This window comes from Lentzea sokolovensis, from assembly GCF_033949975.1.
GTDB classification, from domain to species: Bacteria; Actinomycetota; Actinomycetes; order Mycobacteriales; family Pseudonocardiaceae; genus Lentzea; species Lentzea sokolovensis.
The window spans coordinates 342,217-367,413 of record NZ_JAXAVU010000017.1; the positions used below are offsets into that span (position 1 = coordinate 342,217).

A 25,197-nucleotide genomic window follows, 5' to 3' on the forward strand; every position below is an offset into this window, starting at 1 on the left:
GACCATGAACGACCTGCTGATGTACCCGGCCTACATCGACGGCAAGGACGTCGAGCACCCGGAGGGCCGGTACGTCCACACCGTCGCGGCGCGCGCGGTGCTGGAGGACACGATGCCCGCGCTGGCGTTGAAACGCGACCTCGACGCCGGACTGATCGACCCGCGCGACGCGGGCCCGGACGTGACCGGTGGCTGTGCGCTGGCCGACGACCGGATGGCCACCGACGCGCTGGAAGCCGCCGCGCGGGCGGCACCGGAGTGGGCGCGCGTGCCGTTGATCGACCGGATGGAGGTCGGGAGGCGCATCGGCGAACGGTTGCGCGAGAAGCGCGACGAGATCGTCGAACTGCTGGTGGCCGAAGGACAGCCGCGCGACCTGGCCGGGCCGACGCTCGACGAGTACTGGCAGGCCGACTTCAGCGCGGAGACGCTGACGTTCTGCGCCACGCAGATGCAGACCACCAAACACCGCGGCTGCGGCGGTCACGCGGTGGTGCGCCGCGTGCCGGACGGCGTCGTCTGCGTCAACCCGCCGCAGAACGCCTCCACGCCCAACGCCCTGTTCGGCGTGACGGCACTGCTCGCGGGCAACGCCGTGGTGATCCGCGCGCCCCGTGGCGTCCCGCTGGCGACTACGCACGCGTTGCGCGAGGTCGTCGTGCCGGTGCTGGAGGAGGCCGGCGCGCCCACCGGCGTGTTGAACATCCTTTGTGGACCGCCGATGACCGACCTGTGGCTGGAGAGCCCGCACGTCAACGACATCGTCTACGTCGGCGGTAGCACGAAGGGCCTGGAGTTCGAACGGGCCGCCGTCGCCGCGGGCAAGAAACCCGTGCTGGAACTGGCGGGCAACGACTGCGTGGTGGTGTGGGCCGACGCCGACCTCGACGCGGCCGCCGCGGCGATCACCGAGAACTTCCGCCAGTCCGGCCAGATCTGCAACATCCCCAACCACGTCATCGCGCACCCGGCCATCGCCGATGCTCTGCTGGACCGCCTGGTGACAGCCGCGGCCGCCACGAAACCCGGCTATCCCGACCAGAAGGGTGTCGTGCTGACGCCGGTGCTGATGGCGGAGAAGTACTTCGCCGACATCGCCGACGCGGTCCGCAGAGGCGCGCGTCTGCTGCACGGCGGACGACGGCTCGAAGTCGACGGAACGCCGTCCGGCACGGGGTTCTTCGTCGAACCGGCGGTGCTCAGGATCGACGGCCTCGACCTCGCGCGCCGAACCCCGGCCGTCCAGGAGGAGACCTTCTCGCCGCTGCTGCCGGTCGTCGTGCCCGAGGAGCACGACGGGCTGTTCGACGAGGTGCTGAAGTTCGTGGGCGCCAACCGCTACGGGCTGCGCAACTCGTTCTGGGTGGAGGACGAACGGCTCATCAACGCCATCACGGCCGGCGTGACCACCGGCGGCGTCGTGAACGTCAACGACTCGCACTCGGCGTTCCGGCCGTTCCTGCCGACGCACGGCGGCACCGGCCTGACCGGCGGCGTCTTCGGCGAGGCCAACTACCTGATGCTGCGGACCACCCGTCTGCAGGGCGTCAACGTCAAACGGGGAGGAGCCCGGTGAAGGACCACAGCATCACACTCAGCACGGCCGCACCCGCGGACGAGGTCTTCGACCTCCTGCTGCACCCTTCCCGTTTCGCCGCCGCCGACATCGCGTCCGTCGAGCCGTCCGCCGAGGGTGACCGCTACGCCCTGCGCTTCCGCGGCGGCCTCGCGAGGTGGATCCAGCGCACCGAGGCCGACCACGCCGCGCGGGTGCTGCGGTTCGAGCAGGTCAGCGGCGACTTCGTGGACTTCGGCGGCAGCTGGGAGGTCACGCCCGACGGCACCGGCAGCCGGGTCGTGCACCGGGTCGCCTTCCGCACCAGCGTCCCGCACCTCGCCGGAGCCATCGAACCGATGATCGCGCGCGTGCTGCTGCGGGCGGCGGCGGACGTGGTGAACGGGCTGGGTCCGGCGAAGATCGTCGAGGGCACGCTGCACGACGAGATCCCCGCGTCCTCGGTCGCCGCCTACGCCGCTCCTTCCCCTGGCGCGCCTCTGGAACCGACCACCATCGAACGCCGCCCCCTGCGCACCAACGACGTCGCCATCGCCATCCACTACTGCGGCGTCTGCCACTCCGACGTCCACCAGGTCCACGGCGACTGGGGCGACGGCACGTTCCCGATGGTCCCCGGCCACGAGATCACCGGCATCGTCACCGACATCGGCAGCGAGGTCTCCAAGCACGCCATCGGCGACCGCGTCGGAGTGGGCGTCATCGTCGACTCCTGCCGCGACTGCGACCAATGCGCCCAGAACAGGGAGCAGTACTGCCCTCACTCGGTCGAGACCTACGCCGCCATCGATCCCCACGACGGCGAACCGACCCGAGGCGGCTACTCCACGCACATCGTGACCGATGAGCACTTCGTCCTGCGCATCCCGGACGCAGTGCCCCTGGATCAAGCCGCCCCGTTGCTGTGCGCGGGCATCACCACCTACTCCCCGCTGAAGCACTGGAACGCCGGCCCCGGCAAGAAGGTCGCGGTGCTGGGCCTGGGCGGACTCGGCCACCTCGCCGTGAAGATCGCGCGCGCGATGGGCGCCGAGGTCACCGTCCTGTCCCGCTCGCTGCGCAAGGAGGACGACGGCCGGAACCTGGGCGCCGGCCACTTCCACGCCACCGACGACCCGGCGACGTTCGAACAACTCGCCGGCACGTTCGACCTCATCGTGTGCACGGTCTCGACCCGGCTCGACGTGGACGCCTACCTGTCGATGCTCGCCCACGGCGGCACGATGGTCTACCTCGGCATCACCGACGAACCGCTGGACGTGAGCGTGTTCTCGTTGCTGCGCGACCGCAGGTCCCTCGCGGGCTCCCAGATCGGCGGCATGGCCGAGACGCAGGAGATGCTCGACTTCTGCGCGGAGCACGGCATCGGCGCGGACATCGAGGTCATCGACGCCGCGAAGATCAACGAGGCGTTCGAACGGGTGCGGCACGGCGACGTGAGGTACCGGTTCGTCATCGACGCCTCGACGTTCTAGAACAAGCCCGCGCAGTGCTCGGCGAACGCTTGCGCGCGGCGCGTCAACGGCCCACTCGCCCAGCCGAGCACCACGGGTGTGGTGGGCACGTTGTCGCGCAACGGCAGTGCCAGCACCTCCAGCCCCTCGTACGACCGGGCCAGCGCCGGTTGCTGGACGGTCATCGAGTAACCGATGCCGCGCGCCACCAGCGATCGGGCCAGCTCGAAGCTGCGCGCCCGGTGCGTCACGACCATCTCGACACCCGCGGCAGCGAACACGGAACGGAAGTAGCGCTCGCTCGGCGGCACGTCGAGCAGCACGAACGGATCGCCGGCCAGCTCGCTCAACGCCACCGCACGCCGCCGGCGCAATCGATGATCGGCGGGCAGCAGGACCCGGGGCGGCTGGTCGTACAACGTCCGAGTCTCGATGCCGGGCACCAGGTCCTGGTCGTAGAGGAACGCGATCTCGCACCTCCCGGAGATCAGGTCCTCCCCGATCTCCGGCAGGCTTCCCTCCACGAACCGCACGGACACCTCCGGATGCGCCCGCTCGAACGTCGCGATCGCCGCGGGCAGGTGGAACGGCGCGATCGGCGCGTAACACCCGACCGTCAGCACACCGCTCACGGTCGAGCTGAGTCCGCGCGCCTCGGCACCAAGATCCCCCATCGCCCCCACGACCCGCCGAGCGTCCGCCAGCACCTGCGTACCCGCCGCCGTCAAAGCGGCACCCCGGCGCGGCGACCGGACGACCAGCCGCAGGTCCAGCACTCGTTCCAACTCGGTCAACGCCAAGGAGATCGCGCCCTGCGAGACGTGGCAACGCGCAGCGGCCGACGTCAACGAGCCCGTCTCGGCCACCGCGATCAGATATTCGAGCTGCCGCACCGTCACGTTGGGCAGATTCATGAGCTGAGCTTATAACTGACCGGAGAAACGTGAACTGGCCAAAAGAGTCGGCCACGGGCATCGTCCGAACAGTGACGCGACCGCACTCCCACCCGTTCATCCCGTACACACCGCCCCGGCTGCCGATCGAGGACGGACTCGACCACGGCAGGGCGTTCCACCGGCTGCTCGACGAGCGGAGGTCGGTGCGCTGGTTCTCCCCCGACCCGGTTCCCCGAGAAGCGATCGAACTGGCGGTCCAAGCCGCGAACACCGCCCCGAGCGGCGCGCACCAGCAGCCGTGGCGGTTCGTCGCCACCCAGAACCCGGAGCTCAAGCGCCGCATCCGGGCAGCCGCCGAGGAAGAGGAGCGCCGCTTCTACCACGAACGCGAGATCCCGGACTGGCACGCGGCACTCGCCCGGCTGGAGACCGATGCCGACAAGGAGTTCCTGGAGGTCGCGCCCTGGCTGGTGATCGCGTTCGCGCAGAAGCAGCAGGACGGCAAGAAGACCTACTACACCAACGAAAGCGTCGGAATCGCCTGCGGGTTCTTCATCGCGGCACTGCACTCGATGGGCCTCGCGACGCTCACGCACACCCCGAACCCGATGACGTTCCTGACCGATCTGCTCGGGCGCGAGGGCGAACGGCCGTACATCCTGTTCCCGATCGGCTACCCGGCCGACGACTGCGAGGTGCCGGACCTGCACCGCAAACCGCTCACCGAAGCACTCACGTTCGCTGACGGACTTGCCTGATTCCCCCACTGGCGGGGAGCATCAAGCTCGTGGACGAACTACGCGCGTTGCTGGCCAAGCACGCCCGGCCCGACATGAGCACCATCATCGAGGACGTCCTGGTCTCCAGGACCACGCTGGGCGGGCCGCCCACGCCGTCGATGTCCGGCACGATCCTCGCGTTCGTCGCCCAAGGCCGCAAACGGATCGCGTTGGGTGAGCGCGTCTACGACTACCGGGCCGGCCAGTACCTGGTGGCCTCGGTCGACATGCCGATCACCGGCAACTACGTCGACATCAGCCCCTCCGAGCCCGCGCTCGGCATCGGCCTCGTCCTCAAGCCGGACAAGGTCGCCGAGCTGCTCCTCACCAACGACCTCCCGAAACCCGCGGGCACCCCGGAGGGACTGGCCGTCAGCGACGCGAGCCCGGAGCTGATCGACGCCGTCACGAGGCTCGCGCGCCTGCTCGACCAGCCACGCGACGCGCGAGCGCTGGCGCCGCTGATCAAGCAGGAGATCCTCTGGCGGGTCATGACCGGCGAACAGGGCGCGGTGGTCCGTCAGCTCGGCACCCAGGACAGCAGCCTGAGCCACATCGCCAAAGCGGTCAAATGGATCCGCGAGAACTACGCCGAGTCGTTCAAGGTCGAGAACGTCGCGCGGATCGCGGGCATGAGCGAGTCGGCGTTCTACCGCAACTTCCAGGCCGTCACGGCGATGAGCCCGATCCAGTTCCAGAAGCAGATCCGGTTGCAGGAGGCCAGGTTGCTGCTCGCGACGAACCGGGACGTGACGAGCGTCAGCCACCGCGTCGGCTACGACAGCCCGTCGCAGTTCAGCCGCGAGTACCGCCGTCAGTTCGGCGCGCCGCCCAGCCAGGACGCGAAGCTCACGCTCCAGCCCGTTCCCTGACGTTCAGGTACACCGCGCGGACCTCCAGCGTCCGTTCGACCTTCTCGATCACGGGCGCGAAGAACTGGCGCCGGTGCTCGGCATCGCTCATCGAGATCACCGAGAAGTACATGCTGCCGAACGCCGCGAACAGCGTGGCGTTGCGCAACATCGCGGACGGCACACCCAGCCACGACATCTCCGGCGGCTCCCCGATCCACAGCTCGGCGATCGCGGGCGTCACGACGATCAGGCCCAGCACCACGAAGAACGCGAACAGCGCGAGCCCGATCACCGCGGCCTGCACGAGCTGCCGGATCGCGAGCATCACCAGCAGGTTGCGGGTCTGGCGGCCGTTCAACCGCCTGGGCGGCAACGGTTCGGTGATCTCCACACCGGACAGCGGCGTGCCCTTGCACGCGACCTGCAACACTTCGGGCCGCAGGTCCTGTTCCACGCGGCCGATCTCGTCGCGCAACCGGGCGGCCGCCGCCAGCACGGTGATCGCGGCGAACAGCAGCACGACGAGGCTGACCCGAGGCCAGCGCAGCTGGTTCATCGCCTGCCACAGCTCACCGGTGAAGAACAGGAACAGCGTCACGAACAGCATCGGCGGCAACGCCCGGCCGAGCAGGTGCACGCTGTTGCTCAGGTCGGCGATCACGTGCCGGATGGCGGCCTTGAGCAGTGCGCCCAGCCCGTAGGTGGTGGCCAGCATCGTCGCCACGAACGCCACGCCGAAGACGACCACGAACCAGACCAGGGCGACCCACACCGACTCGGCCTCCTCGTCCCCGTCCGGCGCGGTGAACCTGATGTCGATCGCGGACTGGATCAACGGCGTGATCACCGGTATCGCCGCGTACACGACCAGCAGCAACACGGTCATGCGCGGCGAGAAGCTCGGCAGCCGCCGGACGAACAGCGAGAGCAGGATCCACGCGGACACCATCGCCGCGACGATCGCCCCGAGCAGCACCCACCGCGACAACCCGGCGGACTGTTGCAGCACCAGCCAGGCGAGGCTGCCGACCGCCACGAACGTCAGCGCCGGCAGCATTCGCGGCAGCACGTGCGACCGGAAGCCGTAGCCCTCGATCATGGTCGGCGCGCCCTGCCGGACGAACCACTGCTCGGTCCGCCGCACGACCGTCTCCGAAGCCACGGCGAGGATCATGCCTCACCGTTCGAACAGGCGCGCCATGATGCTGTAGTAGTGGGTCGGGGTGATGCGGGCGAGCGCGTCGAACACGTAGGCGTCCGGCCCCACCAGCACGCGCGACTTTCCCTTTTCAACCCCGCGATGGATGACCTCGGCGGCCTTGTCCGGGGTGGTCAGCGCGATCTTGTCGAAGTCCGCCGCGATCTGCTCCAGCGACCGGCCCTGCTCGTCGAGTTCGGTGTGGAAACGCCCCTTGCGGACGATGTTGGTCTTGATGCCGCCGGGGTGCACGGCGACCGCCGAGACGCCGGTGCCGCGCAACTCCTGGCGCAGCGAGTCGGTGAAGCCGCGGACGGCGAACTTCGCGGCGCAGTAGGCGCTCTGGTTCGGCATGCCGCACAGCCCGAACACGCTGGAGGTGTTCACGATGACGCCGTAGTTCTGCTTGACCAGCAACGGCAGGAACGCACGCGTCCCGTTCACGACACCCCAGTAGTTGATGTCGAACAGCCAGGAGTCGTCCTCCGCCACGGAGTTCAGCACGCTCGTGGACGTGGCGACGCCCGCGTTGTTGAACACCGCGGCGAGCGGGAGGTCCAGCCAGGCCTGCACCTCCTTGGCGAACCGCTGCACGTCGTCGGCGTCCCGGACGTCGAGGATCCGGCTGAGCACCGGACCCTTCAGCGACGCGGCGGTCTCCTCCAGGCCGATCTCGTCGACGTCGGCGATGATCACCGGCGAACCGTGCCGGGACAGTCGCTGCGCGAGGCTGCGGCCGATTCCCGAGGCCGCCCCGGTGATCACCGCCGGACGTCCTGAGATCTTGCGGACCATGTGCGCTCCTGTCGTCGAGGACGGCGGAGCACTCACGTTAGCGGCGCAACTCGGGGAACTGATCGTCCCGCCACTCTTCTGTTCCGTCGAAGCCCTTCTCTTCCCGCGTGCGCAGATCGACGCGCCGGATCTTGCCGGACACGGTCTTCGGCAGCTCGAAGAACTCCAGCCGCCGGATCCGCTGGAAGGGCGCCAGGTGCTCACGGGCGTGCCTCAGGATCTCCAGCGCCGTCTCGCGGTTCGGCTCCCAGCCCGCGCTCAACGCCACGTACGCCTTGGGCACGGCGAGCCGCAGCGGGTCCGGGGCAGGCACGACCGCGGCCTCGGTGACCGCCGGGTGCTCGATCAGCACGCTCTCCAGTTCGAACGGCGAGATCTTGTAGTCCGACGCCTTGAACACGTCGTCCGTGCGTCCGATGTAGAACAGGTAGCCGTCGTCGTCGCGGCTCGCGATGTCACCGGTGTGGTAGTAACCGCCGGCCATCGCGTCGGCGTTGCGTTCGTCGTCGCCGTGGTAGCCGACCATCAACGACATCGGGCGTTGCGCGAGGTCGATGCAGATCTCGCCCTCCTGAGCCGGTTCGCCGGTGATCGGGTCGACCAGCACGACCGGAACGCCCTGCAGCGGCCGTCCCATCGAGCCGAGCTTCACCGGGGCACCAGGGACGTTGCCGACCGACAGCGTCGTCTCGGTCTGGCCGAAGCCGTCGCGGATCGTGAGGCCCCACTGCTTCTGGACCTGCTCGATCACCTCGGGGTTGAGCGGTTCACCGGCGGCCACGACCTCGCGCAACCCGCCCGGCCCGCCGCTGAGGTCCGCCTTGATCAGCATCCGCCACACCGTCGGCGGCGCGCAGAACGTGCTGACGTTCTTCGCGCGGATCTGCCCGAGCAACGCGCCCGCGTCGAACCGGGCGTAGTTGTAGACGAAGATCGTCGCTTCGGCGATCCACGGCGCGAAGAAGCAGCTCCAGGCGTGCTTGGCCCAGCCGGGCGAGCTGATGTTGAGGTGCACGTCGCCGGGCTTCACGCCGATCCAGTGCATGGTCGTGAGGTGCCCGACCGGGTACGAGGCCTGGGTGTGCTCGACGAGCTTGGGACGGCTGGTCGTGCCGGAGGTGAAGTACAGCAGCAGCCGGTCGTCCGCCGTGGTCTTCGGGTGCGGCAACGGGGTGTCCGGCGCCTCGGCGGTCTCGGCGTAGCCCAGCGGGCCCGTGCCGCCGACCGTGACCACCACAGGTCCCTCTTCGAACTTGCCGGCGTCCTCAGCCCGTGCGATGACGTGCCGCACCGAACCCCGCTGCAGCCGGTCCGCGAGATCAGCGGGCCCCAGCGCGGTGGTCGTCGGCATGATCACCGCGCCGAGCTTCATCACCGCGAGCATCGACTCCCACAGCTCGATCTGGTTGCCCAGCATGATCATCACGCTGTCGCCGCGACCGACTCCCTGCCGCGCGAGCCAGTGCGCGACGCTGTTCGACCGGCGGCGCAGTTCGTCGAACGAGTAGGCGCGCTCGGAGCCGTCCTCCTCGACGATGTGCAACGCCGTGGTGGCGTTGCCCTCCGCGATGGGGTCGAACCAGTCGTGCGCCCAGTTGAAGCTGCCGTCGAAGCTCGGCCAGGTGAACGCGTCGGGGTCCGTGAGCATCAGGTCGCGGGCCGCGCGGTAGATGTCGTGACTGGACATGACGCAGAGGGTGGGAGTGCCGGGGCCGCCGGTATACCCCCGGACGGGGGTGTACCCCTTTTCGAGGGTGCCGCCGTCAGCGAAACTGCTGGACGTGCTGCCAGACCGTTTCCAGGCAATGCTGCCGCAGCGCCTGGACATGCTCCGCCGAGCCACCGGGCTGCCCGTCGTGTTCGGTGGGGCGTTGACGCCTGGCCACGAGCTGCTGCTGAGCAGTTTCCTCGGCACGCACGGCTCGTCGTTGCACGGACTGCGCGTCGGCACCGGCCGGGGCCTGGGCGGCACCGCGATCGCGATGGGCACCGCGGTCCGCGTCAACGACTACGCCACGACCAGGGCGATCACCCACGAGTTCGATCAGATGGTGGTGGTGAACGAACGCCTGACCTCGGTGTTCGCCTACCCGGTGACCGTGCGGGGCACCGTTCGCGGCGTCCTCTACGGAGCCGTGCGCGGGCAGACGACAGTGGGTGACCGGACGATCAGGATGGCCGGCGCCATCGCGCAGGGATTCGCACAGGACCTGGACATGCCTTCCATTCACCAGCAGGCCGCACTCCGCGAGCTCGCCGAGGTCGCCAAGCTCGTCGGCGATCCCGTGCTGCGCGAACGACTCCGCAAGGTGCACCAGAACCTCGGCGGCGAACCACCCGTCAGCGTCCCCAGCGGCCTGACCCCGCGCGAACTCGATACGCTTCGGCTGGCCGCGGTCGGTGCGTCCAACCGGGAGATCGCCGCCGAGCTCGGGCTGAGCACCGAAACCGTCAAGGCCTACCTCCGGGGCGCGATGCGCAAACTGGGGGTGCACAACAGAACCGCCGCCGTCCACGCGGCGAGGTCGACGGGAGCACTCTGAATGTCCTGGCAGGAAAAGGCCGTTGTCGGCACCGATCGCCTGCTCTACAAGCTGACCGGTGGCAAGGTCGGTCTCGTCTCGTTCAGCAAGCAGACCGGCCTCACGCTGATCACCGTCGGCGCCAAGTCCGGTGAGCGCCGCGAGAACCAGGTCCAGTACGTCGCCGACGGCGACGCGATGCTGGTCGTCGGGTCGAACTGGGGCAAGCCCCATCACCCCGCCTGGACCACGAACCTGTTGAAGAACCCGGACATCCAGGTGAACGTGCGCGGCGACGTCCGCGACGTGCGGGGCACGTTGCTGGAAGGCGCCGAGCGAGAGGCCGCCTGGACTCAGATGGTGGCGGCCTATCCCCCGTTCCAGGACTACGTGGAGCGGTCAGGCGGCCGCGAGCTGCGGGTCTTTCGCCTCACTGCGCGCTGAGTCCCACGCCAGCCACACGCAGCCGACGATCATGAGCACGCCGTGGGCGATCCGCACCGCCGGCGGCGTGAAGAACTGCGGCAGGAACAACGCGAACCCGGCCGCGAACACGATCGCCGCCGTGGTGCGGAGCTTCAGCGCGACCATGATCGCCGCGACGCCCATCGTGACGAGCCCGATCGCGAAAGTCGTGACGGCGAACGGGTTGTAGCGCACGGCCTCGGCCAGTTCGAGGACGTTCGGCTGCGCGGCGATCGCGTGCAGGCCGAAGTCCTCGGCGCCGTAGTACGGCAGCGTGAGGCCCGCGCCGACCCAGAACGTGATCGCGGCCGTGCGGTGGATCTCCAGCAACGCGATCGGCACGAGGATGAAGCCGATCATCGCGAACAGGTGCGACAGCACCCACGCGGTCGAGCCCATCGAGGCCGCGGCGCCCGCTGCCGTCGTTTCGTCGTGCCACGGTCTCAACGCCGGGTACAGCAGGAAGAGCAGGCCCGCGGCGGTCAGCGTCCACTTCATGATTGCCCCCTGAGATCGTCGAGATACATCCGGACGAGCTGGTCGTAGGTGTCGTCGAGTCCCTCCGGCAGGCCGAAGCCGCCGCTGGACTCGATGGACGCGAAGCCGTGCACGATCACCCGCAGCCGTCGCGTGGCGTGGATGGCGTCCGAGCCCTCCAGGCCGTAGCTCCGCAACGTGGCGAGGATGAGTTCCATGAACTTGAGACCGGCCTCCCGCTGCAGTTCGTCGTGCAGCGGATCCATCGGCGCGGCCAGATAGCGCTTGGGGTGTTCCCGCACGTACGCGCGGTACGCGTGCATGAGCGCCCGGACGGCGTCGTCCCCCGACCTGCCGACGACGGCCTGGGTGAACCGGGCGGTCATCTCCTCGGTCACCCGCAGGCCGACGTGGCCTTTGAGCTCGCCGAGGCTCGCGATGTGCTTGTACAGCGAGGGCGTGGCGACACCGGTCCTGGCGGCGACGGCGGCGAGCGTCAGTGCCTCGACGCCGTGCTCGTCGACCAGTTCCAGTGCTGCGTCCACGACCTTGGCGGTGGTGAGACGGTGGCGAACAACCATAGCTCAAAAGCTAACGCCATTAGCCCGTGGCGTCAAGCGAAGGTTTTGTGGAGATCTTGTGGAACCTCGGCGCGAGCGGCCCGTCCCCGGATATGAATGGCAAGTCACTCGCATCGGCAAGGAGAAAGCATTGCGATTAGCCAAGATCCTGGGGGCGGTCACCGCGAGCGTGCTGTTCGCGTCGACCATCGCGGCTGCGCCGGCCACGGCCGGACCCACGACCACGATCGACCCGAGCACCGTCAAGGAGTCGATCGAGTACCTGATGCAGACCTACCGCATCAGTGAGCGGGAGGCGTTGCGCCGGCTGGAACTCCAGAACAACGCCGCCGAGCTCGAAAAGAGACTGAAGAGCGAGGCCGCCGGTGAGTACGGCGGCATGTGGATCGACCAGGAGGCGGGCGGCAAGCTCGTCGTCGCGATGACGAAACCCGCTGCCGCGCAACGACACATCGCCTCGTTGCCCGACCGCGCGAACGTCAGCGTCCGCACGGTCAAGAACTCCCTGGCCACGCTTCAGGCCACCTACGACCGGATCAGCGGCCAGGTCGGCGCCAAGGCGGAGTCGGTGTACCTGCCGGCCGTCAGCCAGACCGAGAACAAGGTCGTCGTCTGGGAACGCGCCTGGCTCAAGAAGCCCGGGATCGCCTCGCAGGCCGAGCCGCGCACGTTCGACGCCGACCCGAACCTGGTCTCGGCCCGCACGCTGAAGAAGCCGACCCCGTACTCGGCCGACCCGATCGACTGGGGTTTCTGCCACCCGCTGTACTGCACGAACTACGGCCCCATGCGCGGCGGACTGCGGCTGGACATGAGGCGTGACAACGGCACCACCGGTGGCTGCACCAGCTCGTTCAACCTGCGCACGACCGGCGGCGCGTTCCCGGGAGTGCCGTGGGTGCTGACCGCGGGCCACTGCATGGCGACCAAGACGAACAACGTGCCGACCGAGCACAACCGCGAGGTGATCCTCAACCAGCACGGCATCGAGAAGAACTTCTACCCCTACGACTACGCCGCCCTGCGGTACGTCGACGCGGCCGCCGCGAACAGGTGGCTGGAGAGCCAGACCAACCGCAACATGGTGCTCAAGTACTGCCGCAACGGCGGTCTGGACAGCAACGGCGACACCCCGTGCGGCCCGCAGGTGACCTCCCAGAACCAGGAGATCACCTCGGTCACGCCGCTGGCGCAGGTCCTGCCCGGCGCGATCGTGTGCTCCTCGGGTGCCGGTGCCAGCTCGGTGAACTACCCGGACTCCTACGACAGCGGCCCCGGCGCGGACTACCTCCCCGGCACGCGTTGCGGCCGGGTTCTCTCGACCGACGTCGGCATCAACACCGACCTGTGCTCGCGCAACGGTGACAGCGGCAGCCCGCTGTTCAGCCAGGTCACCAAGTCGGCCCTGGGCATCCTGGAGGGCAGCCAGCAGGCCCGCAGCGGCCCGTGTCAGCTGGGCGAACTGACCGACTACGCCCCGATCTCGACGATCCTCGAAGACCTCAGCGCCCGCCAGGCGAGCGGTGGTTCGGTCTTCAACGTGATCACGACCCCGCAGGGCTGATGCCCGCAGTCTCCGGAGGGACCGGTTCGGGCCCTCCGGAGACGCACCTTCACGTTAAGCAGCCTTAAATCCACTGGTAGCGGGCCAAATTTCCTGAGAGCGCTCTCATCTGACAAATTCGTGAAAACCTTTACACGTTGACCGAGAGTCACAGCGCGACAACACTTCCGAACCACTGGGCGCACAACTAACACCCGGAAAGGTCGGTTCGATGCAGCGACGCATCGGGACGGCCCTTGCCGCTGCCTTGATGGTTGCCGCAGGGATCACCGTCGCCACCACCAGCCAAGCTCCCCCTGCCAACGCGGCGGTGACCTGGGCCGACGAGTTCAACGCTCCCGCCGGTTCAGGTGTCGACGGCGGCAAGTGGAACATGGAAGTGGGCAACAACAACGGCAACAACAGGGAAAGCCAGTGGTACCAGTCGGGTACCTCCAACGCCGCGCACGACGGCCAGGGCAACCTGGTCATCACCGCCAAGCGCGAGAACCCCGGCAACTACAACTGCTGGTACGGACGGTGTGAGTACACGTCCGCCCGCATCAACACCGCGAACAAGTTCACCCAGACCTACGGCCGGTTCGAAGCGCGGATGAAGATGCCGCGCGGCAAGGGAATCTGGCCGGCGTTCTGGATGCTGGGTGCCGACATCAACACCGGCAACCCGTGGCCGGGCTCCGGTGAGATCGACGTCATGGAGTTCCTGGGACACCAGACGAACACCGTGTACGGCACGATCCACGGCCCTGGTTACTCCGGCGCGGGCGGCAAGTCGCACGCCTACAACGGCCCGAACTTCTCCGACGGTTTCCACAACTTCGCGGTTGACTGGAAGCCCGGCGAGATCACGTGGTCGGTGGACGGCAACGTCTACGCCCGCAACACGCCGACCGACGTCAACGGCAACCCGTGGGTGTTCAACAAGCCCTTCTTCATCATCATCAACCTCGCGGTCGGTGGCGAGTGGCCGGGCTACCCCGACGGCAGCACGACGTTCCCGCAGCAGCTCGTGATCGACTGGGTCCGCGTCTCCAACGACACCCCCAGCGGTGGTGGCTCGGAGATCCGCGGCATCGGCGGCAAGTGCCTCGACGTGCCCTGGGCGAACACCGCCAACGGCACGCCCATCCAGATCGTCGGCTGCAACGGCAACGCCGCCCAGAAGTGGAGCCGTCCCGGTGACGGCACGATCCGCGCGCTGGGCAAGTGCCTCGACGTCAACGGTGGCGGTACCGCCAACGGCACAGTGGTCCAGCTCTGGGACTGCAACGGCTCGGCTGCCCAGCAATGGGCCGTCAGCGGGGCACAGGACATCGTGAACCCGCAGGCCAACAAGTGCCTCGACGCCATCGGAGGCTCCTCGGCCGACGGCACGAGAACCCACATCTGGGACTGCCTCGGCGTCGCCAGCCAGAAGTGGGCTGTCTGAGATCTCTTCTAGTCAGGTCGCGCATGGCCTGACGAGGAGAATCACGGCGCTGGACGTGAACCCCCGCGGCGGATGGGTTCACGTCCAGCGCTTTTCTCGTGCCTTACGCCAAAAGCCTTGCGACGGCCCAGTCCTGCACCGCGACGCCGACCGACTTGAACACCGTCCGGCCTTCCTTGAGCGGCGGATTCCCCAGCGCCGCACCGAGTTCGACGAGCGACTCCAGCCTGAGCACGCCGGACCGCACGGCCCGGATGATCTCGCCGGCCTCACTCAGCGCCGCCTCGACCTGGTCCACCACCACGACTCCGGCGGTGGCCAGCAGCTCCTCCGGCAGCTCCCGCATCACCGGCCGGTACGACCCGATGGCGTTGACGTGCACCCGTTCCTTGAGCGAGTCGCACCCGAACAACGGCACGGTCGACGCCGTCGCGCAACACACGATGTCCGCGCTCTCGACCGCTTCGTCCGGGTCGTTCGCGACGTCCATGACCGTGTCCGGCAACTCGTCCTTCATGCTCTCCAGCAACGCCTCGGCCTTCTTGGCGTTCCGGTTGAACACGACGAGCTTCTTCAACGGCCGCACCGCGTGCACGGCCCTGATCTGGTCCGCGGCCTGCGCCCCGGCACCCAGCAACGCCAGGTGCGAGGCGTCCTCGTCGGCCAGCAGATCCGTTGCCACACCGACGACAGCGCCGGTCCGCAGCGTCGTGAACGGCACCGCGTCCGTGACGAACTGACCGTCCGGATGCGAGAACACGACCGTGCCCGTGATCACCGGATCCCGTTCGAGCTCGATGCTGATCACCTTGACCGCCGTGGACCGCGTGGGCCGGTGATGCGCCGCCATCACGAGCGACCGGCTGTCGCTGAACGCGTGCCGCGCGGGCAGGTCGAACTCCTCCGCGCTGAGCCCGACGAACGCTTCTCTCACGGCATCGATCGCTGCGGGCATGGTCATGGTTCGGATGGTAACGACCTGCCGGTCAGCGCTCCCGCGTGACGCCCGCCAGGAACGCGGACCAGGCGGCGGCGCCGATCTCGATGTGGGTGGCAGGCGCCTTGCTGTCGCGGATGCCTATGCCGGTGGCGACTTCGACGCAGTCACTTGCGTTAGCGCTGTAGGTGCTCTTGCGCCATTCGGCCATGTGCGTCTCCTCAACCGGCGATGTCCTTGATCAGACTCCTCGATTGTTCCTCGTCCAACGCCGTCCGAGCGAGTGATTCGACCACCGCGTCGTAGCTCTTGATGGGGAGCGGCGACTCGATGATCAGACTGGCGTTCTCGCTCTCCACGAAGACGACCGGCTCGATCTTGTGGAACCGCAGCAGGCTGAACGGCCCCGAATGCCCGGCGTGCGCGCCCAACGACGTCGGAATGACCCTGATGACGACATACGACCGCATCGACACCTTCTCCAGGTGCTGCAACTGGGCACGCATGACCTCGTCGCCGCCGACCGGCGTCCTGAGCACGGACTCGTGGAGGTAGAAGGTCGCCTTCAACCCCGGCCGGAGCGCCTCCTTCCGCATCTCGCGCGCCACGACGCGCTCGCCCACCTCGTCCTTCGGCACGTTCGCGTTCGCCTCGACCACGGCCCGCGTGTAGTCGGGAATCTGCAACATGCCGTGCACCACCAACGGCTGCCAGCTCACGAGCGTCTTCGCGATGGCCTCGTGCTGGACGAGGGTGCGCGGCAGGATCGGCTCGGCGGCGCCGTGTTCCTGCAGCCACCCCTTGACGTTCGTCGCGCGGAAGAGCTTCTGCAGGTGTTCCCGCTCGTCCGACGGCGTCCGGCACGCGCCCAGCAACAGCGCGAGCTCCAGTTCGGTGGCGCCGCCCTTGCCGTTGATCAGGTCGGACAGCTTGGCTTCCTGCCAGTCGACGATTTCGGCGATCTTGCGCGAGGTCATGCCCGTGGCGGCGATGGCGGCGCGAAGCCCGTCACCGAACTCCCGACCCCTTGCAGTGGAGAATCTTTTCGGCATGGCGAGGACCGTAGACCCATTCTCAGGGGCTACAGAACGTTTATCACCAACACAACCCAAAAGGGCGTTAGCTTGGAGCTCCTCCAAGTTGCAGAATAATCCTGTGAGATTTCGATGGACGCCCCACGAAGGGCGGCGACACGCCATCTACGACGAGCCGGCCAGGGGGCGGCTCGTCGAGACTCTATGCGGCGATCCCTTTGTGCCACAAGAGTTCAACCTGTGGCGGGACAAGATAGTGTGGCCGACGTGCTGGGACTGCGACGGCATCTGGCGCGAGAGCGAGGGGATCCTGCCATGGCCGCGGAAATCCTGACCGAAGACCTGCTGCGCACTTCTCTTCAGCGCCTCTCGCGTGAGGTGGTGAAGACTTATCCACAGTTCGGAGAACTACTCGCACAAAACATGCTGCGCACCTGCGGCCTGATTCCCGACCTGGAACGCGCCGCGCACTATCGCGAACTCGGCACGTTGCTCATGGACCTGGGCCGCCTTTACCTGGCCGAGGCCGACGAACTCTCCACCGTCGACCTCCCACCGGCCTGACGACGATCCGCCGGTGCACCTCGGGTTCTCGGCGTCCGGCATCTGGATCCTGATCATCATCGCCGAGGCCGCGCAGCTCACGCCGACTCTGTGATCACGACCGCGCGGCCGCTGGCGTCGAACTCGTGCGCCAGGGTCCGCAGCGGCTGAGCACCGGCGGCCCAGGCGGCCGTCCAGGTCAGGCACTCCGCGGCGCCGTTGCCGCCGCGCTCGACCAGGTCGGTGCCGATCTCGTCGAGCCATTCCCACGACGTGCCACAGATTCCCGCCAGGAACGCCTCGTCCCAGGTGCGCACGAGCTCGCGGATCGTTCCTTCACGCCGTGCGCGCTCGTTGACGTCCTTGATCCACGTCTGGCGCTCCTCCTCCGTCAGCACCGCGCCCGTCTCGGGTTCGCGGAAGCCCGGCAGGTCGTGCGCCAGCCCGCCCGAGCCGACGTACAGCACGCGCTTGTCCGCGAAGAACTCTCCGACGCGACGGCCCAGTGCGGCCGCGCGGCGGAAGGTCGCGTGCGGCGGCGAGGCGCAGTTGACGAAGATCGGCAGCACTGGCTTGGCGTCGACCGCGCCCAGCAGGTCGCGGGTCGTGTGACCGAACGCGTGGTCCAGGGCGGCGCTGTAGGCCGTGGCGATGTCGAACTCGTGCGCCACGAGGTCGGCGACCAGCGCGCGTCCCAGATCGGCGGGCACGTCGTAGGAACCGGTGGGTCCGGCGACGTCGCCCCGCGCGGTCGCCTCCAGCACCACGGCGAAGGTCGGGACCACGGAACGGAAAGCGCGGCGGTGGTCGGTGCCGAAGAAGACGACGAGCTCCGGGTCGAACTCGTCGACGGCCTCGCGGGCGGCGCCGATCGCCTCGCGGACCGGGCCGTGAGGCGCGCCCGGCAGGGTGATCAGGTGCGAGGCGCAGACCGTGAGGCGTTTCTTCACCGGCCCAGTCTAGGTTCCGGGGCGTGACGAGCCCGCGCGTCCACTGTGGACGGCCTGCCGTTCGTGATCGACGGCAAATCCGGCAAGGCACTCGCGGAGGCGGCGGGTTCACCGGCTGGACGCTCCCGCAACGGTGTCAAAGCCGAGATCCGGCCCATGTGGACGCACTCCAGGTGCGGGCTCCGTCCACCCCGCGCTCCGGCGCTGCGGAAACGGTTGCGGCGACGGTGAAACAGGGGGCCTCGCAGTTGCCTGCGCGATGTCCGATGGGCGCGATGTGGGAAGGGTCACGTGGTCTGCACGTCGCCGAGCTCGGACCGGGCACCGGTGTCCTCACCGGAATAAGGCCTGGTCAGGTCAAGATCTCGGTCACGCCGAACGGCGTACCGAGCGGCGCGGACGTGCGCGTTGGCCCGCGGGAGACTGCTTGACCTGGTCTGAGTGAGTGCGGTGTGAGGCGGTGAGGGAAGATACTCGCCATGACCACCGCCGACAACGGTTCCGCCGAAAACGGTTTCGCCGACCTGGGGCTGCGGCCCGACCTCCTCAACGCCCTCAACGCGCTGGGCTACGAGGAGCCGACGCCGATCCAGAGTGAAGCGATCCCGCCGTTGCTCGCGGGCAACGACCTGCTGGGCCAGGCGGCCACGGGCACGGGCAAGACGGCGGCGTTCGCGCTCCCGCTGCTCGAGCGCATCGCCGACAGGATCGGCAAGGGCGAGAAGCCGCTGGCCCTCGTCCTCGCGCCGACCCGTGAGCTGGCCGTGCAGGTGTCGGAGGCGGTCCACCGCTACGGACGCCACATGGGCGCACGCGTCCTCCCCATCTACGGCGGCCAGCCCATCGGCCGTCAGCTGCGCGAGCTGTCCCGCGGCGTCGACGTGGTGGTCGCGACCCCGGGCCGCGCGATCGACCATCTCCAGCGCGGCACGTTGCAGCTGGGCGACCTGCGGGTCGTCGTGCTCGACGAGGCCGACGAGATGCTCGACATGGGCTTCGCGGAGGACATCGACGCGATCCTGAGCGAGACGCCGGCCGAACGGCAGACCGTGCTGTTCTCGGCCACGATGCCGCCGCGCATCGACCGCATGGCCAAGAGCCACCTGCGCTCGCCGGTGCTGATCCAGATCGAGCGCGAGAAGACGGAGCCGGGCGAGGCCCCGCGCGTCCGGCAGACCGCGTACCTGGTGCGCCGCGAGCACAAGCCCGCCGCCCTCGGCCGCGTGCTGGACGTCGAGTCGCCGACCGCCGCCGTCGTCTTCTGCCGCACGCGCGACGAGGTCGACCAGCTCACCGAGACGCTCAACGGCCGCGGCTACCGCGCCGAGTCGCTGCACGGCGGCATCAGCCAGGAGCAGCGCGACCGCGTCATGTCGCGCCTGCGTTCCGGCACCGCCGACCTGCTGGTGGCCACCGACGTCGCCGCCCGCGGCCTCGACATCGAGCAGCTCACGCACGTCGTGAACTACAACGTGCCGTCCGCCCCCGAGGCGTACACGCACCGCATCGGCCGTGTGGGCCGCGCCGGCCGTGAGGGCGTCGCGATCACCCTGGTCGAGCCGCGCGAGAACTCGATGCTCAAGACGATCGAGCGCGTCACCAAGACCAAGATCCCGGTCGAGAAGGTCCCGACGGTCGCCGACCTGCGCGCCCGTCAGCTGGAACTGACCCGCTCGTCCCTGCACGAGTCGCTGCTGGAGGACGACCTCTCGCGCTTCCGCGTCGTGGTCGAGACGCTGGCGGACGAGTTCGACGTCATGGAGATCGCGCTCGCCGCGGTCAAGCTCGCGCACGAGGCCTCCGGTGCCGCCGCCGACGAGGAGGAGATCCCGGAGGTCCGCCCGCGCGAGGACCGTCCTCGCCGTGACGGCGTCGGTGGTGCGCCCGCCGGACCGCGCCGCGAACGCCGTGGCCCGACCGAGGGCATGACCAGGCTGTTCCTCGGTGCCGGCCGCTCGTCGGGCATCCGGCCGCAGGACATCGTCGGTGCCCTCACCGGCGAGACGAACCTGAAGGGCCGCGACATCGGCGCCATCGAGATCGCCGACCGGTTCTCGCTGGTCGAGGTGCCGGGCCCGGCCGCGAACGACGTGATCGAGCAGCTGCGCGACGCCACGATCAAGGGCAAGCGCGTCACGATCCGCCGCGAGCGCCAGCCCCGCTAGTCCGACACGACAGTTGCCCCCTCCGGAACTTCCGGTGGGGGCACTGTGCTTTTCAGGTACTACTGGTCCGGAAGCGCTGCCCACCCCAGGCGAAACGAGGACCGGATTGAGCCCGCGGTACGAGTACTACGCCCTGCTGACCGACTTCCATCCGGTACTTGACGGCTCCAACGGGATCGTCCGCCGATGGACCGACGACGCGGGCCAGGTCCACGACGAGCTCTACTCGCAGCGACTTCTCTGGGAAAGCACCCGTGACCTCGCCATGATCGAGAACGGCGAGTGGCAGGCGACGGCGTGCCCGATCCCGGAGGAGGCCGTCGAGGCGTACGAAGCGGCGGAGTACGCGCGCGTCCACGCCGACGATCCTCTGGACGGCGAGTACTCCTACTTCGCTCAGGTGGAAGACAACACGTCGGTGGACAACCCGACGTCGGTAATCCGCATGTGGACTGCCCCGAACGGCCACGAGAAGGAGCAGCAGCACATAGGTGGCCCCGGCTACGCCTGGAAAGCCAGTTACATCCAGATGGACATTTACGACGGTCGCAACCGCGGCGACCTGGTGCCCGTCACCGAGGAAGCCGCCACGCGGATCATCGAATCCCGCGAGTGACTCACGGTTTCCTGGCCTCCACCAGGAACCGCGTCGAGGTCGACACGAACTCCCCGTGCTCCTGGATGTGCGCGTGCATGTCCATGAGCCGGTCCCGATACCCGTCCACGGTGAACCCCGGCACGGTCCACAGCACCTTCCGCAGGAAGTGCACGACCGCCGCAACGTCGAAGAACGCCACCCGCAGCGACACCGGCTCCAGCCGCAGCACCTGCAGCCCGGCGGCCTCGGCGTCCGCACGGGCGACCGCGACACCGCGCGCCTCGCTCACCGGCTGCGGCCCCATCATGAAATCCGTGAGCTCCCGGTTCGTGCCGGTCCCGATCTGCTGCGAGAAGTAGGTCCCGCCAGGCCGGAGCACCCGTGCGATCTCGCCCCACGGCGTCACCACGGGATGCCGGGAGATCACCAGGTCGAACGTCGAGTCCCGGAACGGCAACGGCCCCGAGTCCGGCGCCTGCACCACGAACGGCAGGTTCCGCGACGCCACAACGGCGTTCGGCGGCCACGACTCGGTGGCGGCCATCAGCAGTGGCAGCACCGAAGCGGACGCCGTGACCTCTCCCCCGCCGGTCTGCAGGTCCAGAGCGGAAGCCACGCCACGGAGCCGCTCGGCGATCAGCGACGCGTAGCCCCACGGCGGGCGTTCCTCGGTGGCCCGGCCCTCGAACCACGAGAAGTCCCAGCCCTCCAGCGGCACGGCCGCGCCCTCGGCCACCAGCTCCTCGAAAGTCCCCATGGGCCGACATGCCATCACAGCGGCACCGAACCGGCCACCGAGAAAATGGCGGCACCTGCCCCGGGCGCAGAGACGCCGCGTCCCTGGATCGTCTCGCGCACGGCGGGGCAGGTGCCGCAGGGGGTTTCAACGACCGAACGGCCGCGCGGTTACGCCCTTAGGACGCAACACACACGGCCGTTCGGCCCATTTCAGCGCAGGCGGTATGCCCGCAGCACCGTCTGGTCGACGGTGTTGCCGTCCGCGTCGGCGGCCACCACGCGCAACGACACGAACCCGCCGGGCGCTCCCCCTGCCGGTACCAGCGACTTCACCGGAACCCAGGTGACCCCGTCGTCGAACGACGCGTACGCCTGCAGTGACCGCAACGAGGCGTTGCCCGCGCCCGCCTGACGCGACGCGGAGAACTTCGCCGGCATCGGCACGCCGGCCTTCCAGCTGTTGCGCAGGTCGACCGGCACCGAGTAGTCGACCTCCAGCAACGGCAACCGGCCATCGGCGGCACCCGAGAACTCCCACGTCGTCTTCACGCTCGTCGACAACGCCAGCGTGTCGCGGGAGGCGTCGAGCAGGAGCTTGTACCGGCCGTCGCGGGCGGGGGCGTGGAAGGAGCCCTGCCGGACGTCGGACCAGCCCTGCGCGACACCGTCGTGCTGCAGTTCGAGCGTGCCCCAGCCGCCGCGGTGCCAGTTCTCCACCCAGGTCGAGCCGCCGAACGGCGAGATCCGGGAGTTGATCAGGTCACCGGACCGCTCGACACCGCCGCCGTCCGCCCACGTCACGAGCGGCGAACCGCCCAGCCGGGGGGACGTGACCGCGCGGAGGTTGGTCCGCTCGTACTTCCTGCCCGCCTGGTAGGTCACCGGTGCGAGGTCGGCCCACGAGGTCGTGCTCGGGTCGTCGTCGCGGCCGAACATGCGGCCGTCGAAACCTTCCTGGTACCAAGTGCCCGGGCTGAAGTACTCGGTGCGCTGCATGGGAGCGGAGATCCGTTCGTCCAGCACCTCGCCCCGAGCGCCGTTGACGACCGGGGAGTTCCGTTGCGAGACCGAGCCGTCGGCGCCGGACGTGTGGTAGCGCGCCTTGACCTCGGCGAGGTCCGAGTGCCGGATCTTCTTGGTGCCGAACGGCAGCGCGCCCTTGTCCCGCAGGAACATCGTGTACGAGACCGGCGAACCCGCGATGGCCCGCAACGTCAGCTTCACCGGCGTGGTGGTCATGTGGTGTTCCGCCACCGTGATCACCGGAATCGCCGGCTGCGGTTCCAGGCCGAACGGCACCGGTCCCGCCCACAGCACGGCGACCGCTCCGGCGTCCTTCATCTCCTGGGCGACCGAGTAGGGGTCCTCGCCGGCCTGGCGAACCAGGGCGAGCTTGCCGCGCACGTCGGTGCCGCGTTCGGCCACGTCCAGCTTGTGCTCGCCCGGCGGCAGGTACTTGCTGCTCTCGTAGTACCGCACCGGGAACCCGCCCGGAACCGAGACCAGCGGCTGTCCGCCCTTGAGCCCGGAGTCGTAGGTCAGCTCCGGCAGCGGTGCCCCGAACGACAGGCCGTACAGCGGAACCCGGCCGTCGACGATGCTGGCGACCCCGCTGATCTTGCCGGGTTTGAACGGCACCGCCAGCGTGGCGTCGCGGTACCAGACCACCGAGTCGCGTTCGGGCAGCTCGACGCTGATCGGCTTGCCCTGCCTGGCGTCCAGTGCGACGGACACGTCCGCGTTCAGCGAGACCCTGCCCGCCACCTCGGTCGCGGAGACCGGTGTGAACCAGGCGTAGTTCGGCGTCAGCTCGTCGATGCGTCCGAGCACCGCGTAGTCCGCGACCGGCAGCCGCGACGTTCCGGTGCCGTCCACGATGGAGAGCAGTGACGCTTCCTGCGTGGACATGTTGACCACGACGACGAACTCGCTCGCGACCGGCTTGCCGTCGCGGCCGGTCATCGACACCTTCAGCTCGTGCCGTTCCTCCTGCACGTACGCGCCGACGGCGGTCGTGAGGGAGACACCGTCAGCAGAAGCCTTGAGATGCCCGAAGAACGTGCCGTTGCCCTTGCGCGGGTCCAGCACGACGTCGACCGTCGCGCTGCCCTGAGCCGGCACGGTCACCGACGCCGGGACCGCGAAGTCCGCGCCGAGGTTGTGCTGCAACGCCAGCGTCAGCGGCGCGGTGCCCGCGTTCGAGTAGGTGATCGTCTTCGTGAACGTCCTGGTGTGCGGCCATTGCAGCAACCCGAACGACAGGCTGCCCACTGACGCGCGGACCTGCTGATTCACCGCGCGTTCGACGTCGAGCAGACCGGTGCCGACACTCGTGGGAGAGTCCGCGACCGGCTTGACCGTCGCCATCAGCGCGGCCTTGAGCTCGGCGGCCTTCCACTCCGGGTTGCGCTGCGCGAGCACCGCCGCGGCACCGGCCACGTGCGGCGTCGCCATCGACGTACCGGTCAGCTTCGCGTGCAGGTCGTCGACCGCGTGATCCCACAACGTGTTCTCGGCGCGGGCGGCCACGATGTCCGTGCCCGGTGCCGCGATGTCCGGCTTGACCGCGTGGTCGTTGATTCGCGGGCCGCGCGACGACCACTCCTCCAGCACGCCCTGCTTGGTCATGTTCGCCACGGCCAGCGCCGCGTCGGCCGCCGCCGGTCCGGAGACCTGCCGCCGGGTGCCGTAGTTGCCCGCCGCGATCACGAACAGCGCGCCGGTCTCGGCGGTCAGCTCGTTCACCTTGAGGGACAACGGGTCCGTGCCGTCGGACTGGTCGCCGCCCAGCGACATGTTGACGATCTTGGCCTTGACGTCGCGCGCCGCCCACTCCATGCCGGCGATCACCGCGCTGTCGAAGCAGTACTCGGCCTCGCAGACGCGGCCCACCGCGAGCGAGGCGCCCTTCGCGACGCCGACGTACTGGCTGCCGCGCCCCGCGACCGTGGCCGCGACGTGCGTGCCGTGCCCGACGTTGTCCTGGATGCCCGCCGGGGTGAAGTCCTTCGACACCGAGACGACGCCCGCGAGTTCCGGGTGCTTCTGGTCGTAACCCGTGTCGAGGACCGCGACCGTGACCCCGGTGCCGTCGAACCCGGCCTGCCACGCGCCGGGCGCGCCCACCATGGGCACGCTCTCAGTCAGCGAGATCTTCGACTTGCCGTCCAGCCACAGCTTGCCGGCACTCAACGCGCTGGTGCGCCGCGCCGTCCACTGCTGTGCCGCGTCCTTCTTCTGCACCGCGCCGGCCGAGCGGAAACCGTTGTTCAGCAACGGAATCCGGTCGATCTTGTCGTCGGTGTACCCGTAGCCGTGCAACGAGGTGACGTCGAAGAAGCGCTTGTCGACGCGATCCTGCCCCACCGCGTCGACCGCGTCCGCCGGCACCACGTACTGGTGGTCGTTCTGGACGTACTGGGCGAACTGCATGCCGGGCCGCCCCTCGACCCTGACGAGTTCACCGCGCTCGTCGACGACGACCTTGTCCCCGCTGATCAGCGTGATGGTCGACGTCTTCGCAGCTCTCAACGGTTCCGCCTGCGCCGTCGCCGCCGGACTGAGCAGTCCGGCGGCGACGGCGGCGATCACCAAACATCGTGCAAGACGCACGTGTCCTCCCCTAGGTGTGAACCTCTCCAC

At 68.8% G+C, this 25,197-nt stretch carries 24 protein-coding genes and 1 pseudogene; 13 read left to right on the forward strand and 12 right to left on the reverse strand.

Annotation, left to right across the window (positions count from 1 at the left end):
* Positions 1-4 precede the first annotated feature (4 nt).
* From SK854_RS44560 to SK854_RS44570, 3 genes and pseudogenes are all read left to right on the forward strand, one after another.
* Positions 5-1,576, forward strand: coding sequence for an aldehyde dehydrogenase family protein (locus SK854_RS44560; RefSeq protein ID WP_319981241.1), 1,572 nt, complete (start codon positions 5-7; stop codon positions 1,574-1,576).
* A pseudogene (locus tag SK854_RS44565) lies at positions 1,573-1,938 on the forward strand (SRPBCC family protein); the annotation flags it as partial. The gene SK854_RS44560 and the pseudogene SK854_RS44565, both read left to right, overlap by 4 nt.
* A gap of 66 nt (positions 1,939-2,004) precedes the next feature.
* Positions 2,005-3,051, forward strand: coding sequence for an NAD(P)-dependent alcohol dehydrogenase (locus SK854_RS44570; protein ID WP_319981440.1), 1,047 nt, complete (start codon positions 2,005-2,007; stop codon positions 3,049-3,051).
* Here the strand turns inward: SK854_RS44570 and SK854_RS44575 are convergent.
* Positions 3,048-3,944 (reverse strand): LysR family transcriptional regulator, encoded by an 897-nt coding sequence (locus tag SK854_RS44575; RefSeq protein ID WP_319981242.1) that lies wholly within the window; start codon positions 3,942-3,944, stop codon positions 3,048-3,050. The two genes, SK854_RS44570 and SK854_RS44575, sit on opposite strands and share 4 nt — an antisense overlap.
* 71 nt (positions 3,945-4,015) lie before the next feature.
* Here SK854_RS44575 and SK854_RS44580 point away from each other — a divergent pair, with 71 nt between their 5' ends.
* Positions 4,016-4,684, forward strand: a complete 669-nt coding sequence (locus SK854_RS44580; protein ID WP_319981243.1) for a nitroreductase family protein — start codon at positions 4,016-4,018, stop codon at positions 4,682-4,684.
* A 29-nt stretch (positions 4,685-4,713) separates the two neighbouring features.
* Positions 4,714-5,577 (forward strand): AraC family transcriptional regulator, encoded by an 864-nt coding sequence (locus SK854_RS44585; protein WP_319981244.1) that lies wholly within the window; start codon positions 4,714-4,716, stop codon positions 5,575-5,577.
* Here the strand turns inward: SK854_RS44585 and SK854_RS44590 are convergent.
* From SK854_RS44590 to SK854_RS44600, 3 genes are read right to left on the reverse strand one after another with little or no spacing between them, the layout of a single operon-like run.
* Positions 5,555-6,733, reverse strand: coding sequence for a hypothetical protein (locus tag SK854_RS44590; protein ID WP_319981245.1), 1,179 nt, complete (start codon positions 6,731-6,733; stop codon positions 5,555-5,557). The genes SK854_RS44585 and SK854_RS44590 overlap by 23 nt on opposite strands.
* A gap of 3 nt (positions 6,734-6,736) precedes the next feature.
* Entirely contained in the window at positions 6,737-7,552 is an 816-nt protein-coding gene (locus tag SK854_RS44595; protein WP_319981246.1) for an SDR family NAD(P)-dependent oxidoreductase, read from the reverse strand.
* A gap of 37 nt (positions 7,553-7,589) precedes the next feature.
* Complete coding sequence (locus tag SK854_RS44600) at positions 7,590-9,239, reverse strand: AMP-binding protein (protein ID WP_319981247.1); 1,650 nt, start codon at positions 9,237-9,239, stop codon at positions 7,590-7,592.
* Positions 9,240-9,333: 94 nt separating this feature from the next.
* Here SK854_RS44600 and SK854_RS44605 point away from each other — a divergent pair, with 94 nt between their 5' ends.
* Positions 9,334-10,095, forward strand: coding sequence for a LuxR C-terminal-related transcriptional regulator (locus tag SK854_RS44605; protein WP_319981248.1), 762 nt, complete (start codon positions 9,334-9,336; stop codon positions 10,093-10,095).
* Entirely contained in the window at positions 10,096-10,518 is a 423-nt protein-coding gene (locus SK854_RS44610) for a nitroreductase family deazaflavin-dependent oxidoreductase (RefSeq protein WP_319981249.1), read from the forward strand.
* Here the strand turns inward: SK854_RS44610 and SK854_RS44615 are convergent.
* Positions 10,474-11,037 carry a hypothetical protein gene (locus SK854_RS44615; protein ID WP_319981250.1) on the reverse strand — a complete coding sequence of 188 codons (564 nt, stop codon included), beginning with the start codon at positions 11,035-11,037 and terminating at the stop codon, positions 10,474-10,476. The two genes, SK854_RS44610 and SK854_RS44615, sit on opposite strands and share 45 nt — an antisense overlap.
* Entirely contained in the window at positions 11,034-11,597 is a 564-nt protein-coding gene (locus tag SK854_RS44620) for a TetR/AcrR family transcriptional regulator (protein ID WP_319981251.1), read from the reverse strand. Before SK854_RS44620 ends, SK854_RS44615 begins: the two co-directional genes overlap by 4 nt.
* 130 nt (positions 11,598-11,727) lie before the next feature.
* Here SK854_RS44620 and SK854_RS44625 point away from each other — a divergent pair, with 130 nt between their 5' ends.
* A complete protein-coding gene (locus SK854_RS44625; RefSeq protein ID WP_319981252.1) occupies positions 11,728-13,161 on the forward strand; it encodes a trypsin-like serine protease in 1,434 nt (477 codons plus the stop codon).
* Positions 13,162-13,372: 211 nt separating this feature from the next.
* Complete coding sequence (locus SK854_RS44630; RefSeq protein ID WP_406601902.1) at positions 13,373-14,590, forward strand: family 16 glycosylhydrolase; 1,218 nt, start codon at positions 13,373-13,375, stop codon at positions 14,588-14,590.
* A 103-nt stretch (positions 14,591-14,693) separates the two neighbouring features.
* Here the strand turns inward: SK854_RS44630 and SK854_RS44635 are convergent, their stop codons facing one another.
* From SK854_RS44635 to SK854_RS44645, 3 genes are read right to left on the reverse strand one after another with little or no spacing between them, the layout of a single operon-like run.
* A complete protein-coding gene (locus SK854_RS44635) occupies positions 14,694-15,551 on the reverse strand; it encodes an ornithine cyclodeaminase family protein (RefSeq protein ID WP_319981253.1) in 858 nt (285 codons plus the stop codon).
* A 25-nt stretch (positions 15,552-15,576) separates the two neighbouring features.
* Positions 15,577-15,738, reverse strand: a complete 162-nt coding sequence (locus SK854_RS44640) for a DUF397 domain-containing protein (protein ID WP_319981254.1) — start codon at positions 15,736-15,738, stop codon at positions 15,577-15,579.
* 10 nt (positions 15,739-15,748) lie between these two features.
* Entirely contained in the window at positions 15,749-16,579 is an 831-nt protein-coding gene (locus SK854_RS44645; protein ID WP_319981255.1) for a DUF5753 domain-containing protein, read from the reverse strand.
* On the opposite strand from SK854_RS44645, the gene SK854_RS44650 reads away from it, so the two are divergent.
* Positions 16,578-16,895, forward strand: a complete 318-nt coding sequence (locus SK854_RS44650; RefSeq protein WP_319981256.1) for a zinc finger protein — start codon at positions 16,578-16,580, stop codon at positions 16,893-16,895. The two genes, SK854_RS44645 and SK854_RS44650, sit on opposite strands and share 2 nt — an antisense overlap.
* Positions 16,820-17,125 (forward strand): hypothetical protein, encoded by a 306-nt coding sequence (locus tag SK854_RS44655; protein ID WP_319981448.1) that lies wholly within the window; start codon positions 16,820-16,822, stop codon positions 17,123-17,125. The genes SK854_RS44650 and SK854_RS44655 overlap by 76 nt, the downstream gene beginning before the upstream one ends.
* Positions 17,126-17,202: 77 nt before the next feature.
* On the opposite strand, the gene SK854_RS44660 is transcribed toward SK854_RS44655, so the two are convergent.
* Positions 17,203-18,054, reverse strand: a complete 852-nt coding sequence (locus tag SK854_RS44660) for a DODA-type extradiol aromatic ring-opening family dioxygenase (protein ID WP_319981257.1) — start codon at positions 18,052-18,054, stop codon at positions 17,203-17,205.
* A gap of 479 nt (positions 18,055-18,533) precedes the next feature.
* Between SK854_RS44660 and SK854_RS44665 the strand changes: the two genes are divergently transcribed.
* Together SK854_RS44665 and SK854_RS44670 are read left to right on the forward strand one after the other, a co-directional pair.
* A complete protein-coding gene (locus SK854_RS44665) occupies positions 18,534-20,219 on the forward strand; it encodes a DEAD/DEAH box helicase (protein ID WP_319981258.1) in 1,686 nt (561 codons plus the stop codon).
* A 106-nt stretch (positions 20,220-20,325) separates the two neighbouring features.
* On the forward strand, positions 20,326-20,835 hold the full coding sequence (locus SK854_RS44670) for a hypothetical protein (RefSeq protein WP_319981259.1): 510 nt from the start codon (positions 20,326-20,328) through the stop codon (positions 20,833-20,835).
* A 1-nt stretch (position 20,836) separates the two neighbouring features.
* Here the strand turns inward: SK854_RS44670 and SK854_RS44675 are convergent, their stop codons facing one another.
* Together SK854_RS44675 and SK854_RS44680 are read right to left on the reverse strand one after the other, a co-directional pair.
* Positions 20,837-21,574, reverse strand: coding sequence for a methyltransferase domain-containing protein (locus SK854_RS44675; protein WP_319981260.1), 738 nt, complete (start codon positions 21,572-21,574; stop codon positions 20,837-20,839).
* 191 nt (positions 21,575-21,765) lie between these two features.
* Positions 21,766-25,167: a S8 family peptidase gene (locus SK854_RS44680; protein ID WP_319981261.1), complete on the reverse strand. Its 3,402-nt coding sequence runs from the start codon at positions 25,165-25,167 to the stop codon at positions 21,766-21,768.
* Between the last annotated feature and the right edge of the window lie 30 nt (positions 25,168-25,197).

Excerpts from the sequence above, each read along its gene's own strand:
- SK854_RS44650 (WP_319981256.1), top strand. The coding sequence starts at position 16,578 with ATGGCGAGGACCGTAGACCCATTCTCAGGGGCTACAGAACGTTTATCA.
- SK854_RS44665 (WP_319981258.1), top strand. The coding sequence starts at position 18,534 with ATGACCACCGCCGACAACGGTTCCGCCGAAAACGGTTTCGCCGACCTG.
- SK854_RS44615 (WP_319981250.1), bottom strand. The coding sequence starts at position 11,037 with ATGAAGTGGACGCTGACCGCCGCGGGCCTGCTCTTCCTGCTGTACCCG.
- SK854_RS44630 (WP_406601902.1), top strand. The coding sequence starts at position 13,373 with ATGCAGCGACGCATCGGGACGGCCCTTGCCGCTGCCTTGATGGTTGCC.
- SK854_RS44600 (WP_319981247.1), bottom strand. The coding sequence starts at position 9,239 with ATGTCCAGTCACGACATCTACCGCGCGGCCCGCGACCTGATGCTCACG.
- SK854_RS44590 (WP_319981245.1), bottom strand. The coding sequence starts at position 6,733 with ATGATCCTCGCCGTGGCTTCGGAGACGGTCGTGCGGCGGACCGAGCAG.
- SK854_RS44635 (WP_319981253.1), bottom strand. The coding sequence starts at position 15,551 with ATGACCATGCCCGCAGCGATCGATGCCGTGAGAGAAGCGTTCGTCGGG.
- SK854_RS44640 (WP_319981254.1), bottom strand. The coding sequence starts at position 15,738 with ATGGCCGAATGGCGCAAGAGCACCTACAGCGCTAACGCAAGTGACTGC.
- SK854_RS44595 (WP_319981246.1), bottom strand. The coding sequence starts at position 7,552 with ATGGTCCGCAAGATCTCAGGACGTCCGGCGGTGATCACCGGGGCGGCC.
- SK854_RS44645 (WP_319981255.1), bottom strand. The coding sequence starts at position 16,579 with ATGCCGAAAAGATTCTCCACTGCAAGGGGTCGGGAGTTCGGTGACGGG.
- SK854_RS44675 (WP_319981260.1), bottom strand. The coding sequence starts at position 21,574 with ATGGGGACTTTCGAGGAGCTGGTGGCCGAGGGCGCGGCCGTGCCGCTG.
- SK854_RS44610 (WP_319981249.1), top strand. The coding sequence starts at position 10,096 with ATGTCCTGGCAGGAAAAGGCCGTTGTCGGCACCGATCGCCTGCTCTAC.
- SK854_RS44560 (WP_319981241.1), top strand. The coding sequence starts at position 5 with ATGAACGACCTGCTGATGTACCCGGCCTACATCGACGGCAAGGACGTC.
- SK854_RS44620 (WP_319981251.1), bottom strand. The coding sequence starts at position 11,597 with ATGGTTGTTCGCCACCGTCTCACCACCGCCAAGGTCGTGGACGCAGCA.
- SK854_RS44575 (WP_319981242.1), bottom strand. The coding sequence starts at position 3,944 with ATGAATCTGCCCAACGTGACGGTGCGGCAGCTCGAATATCTGATCGCG.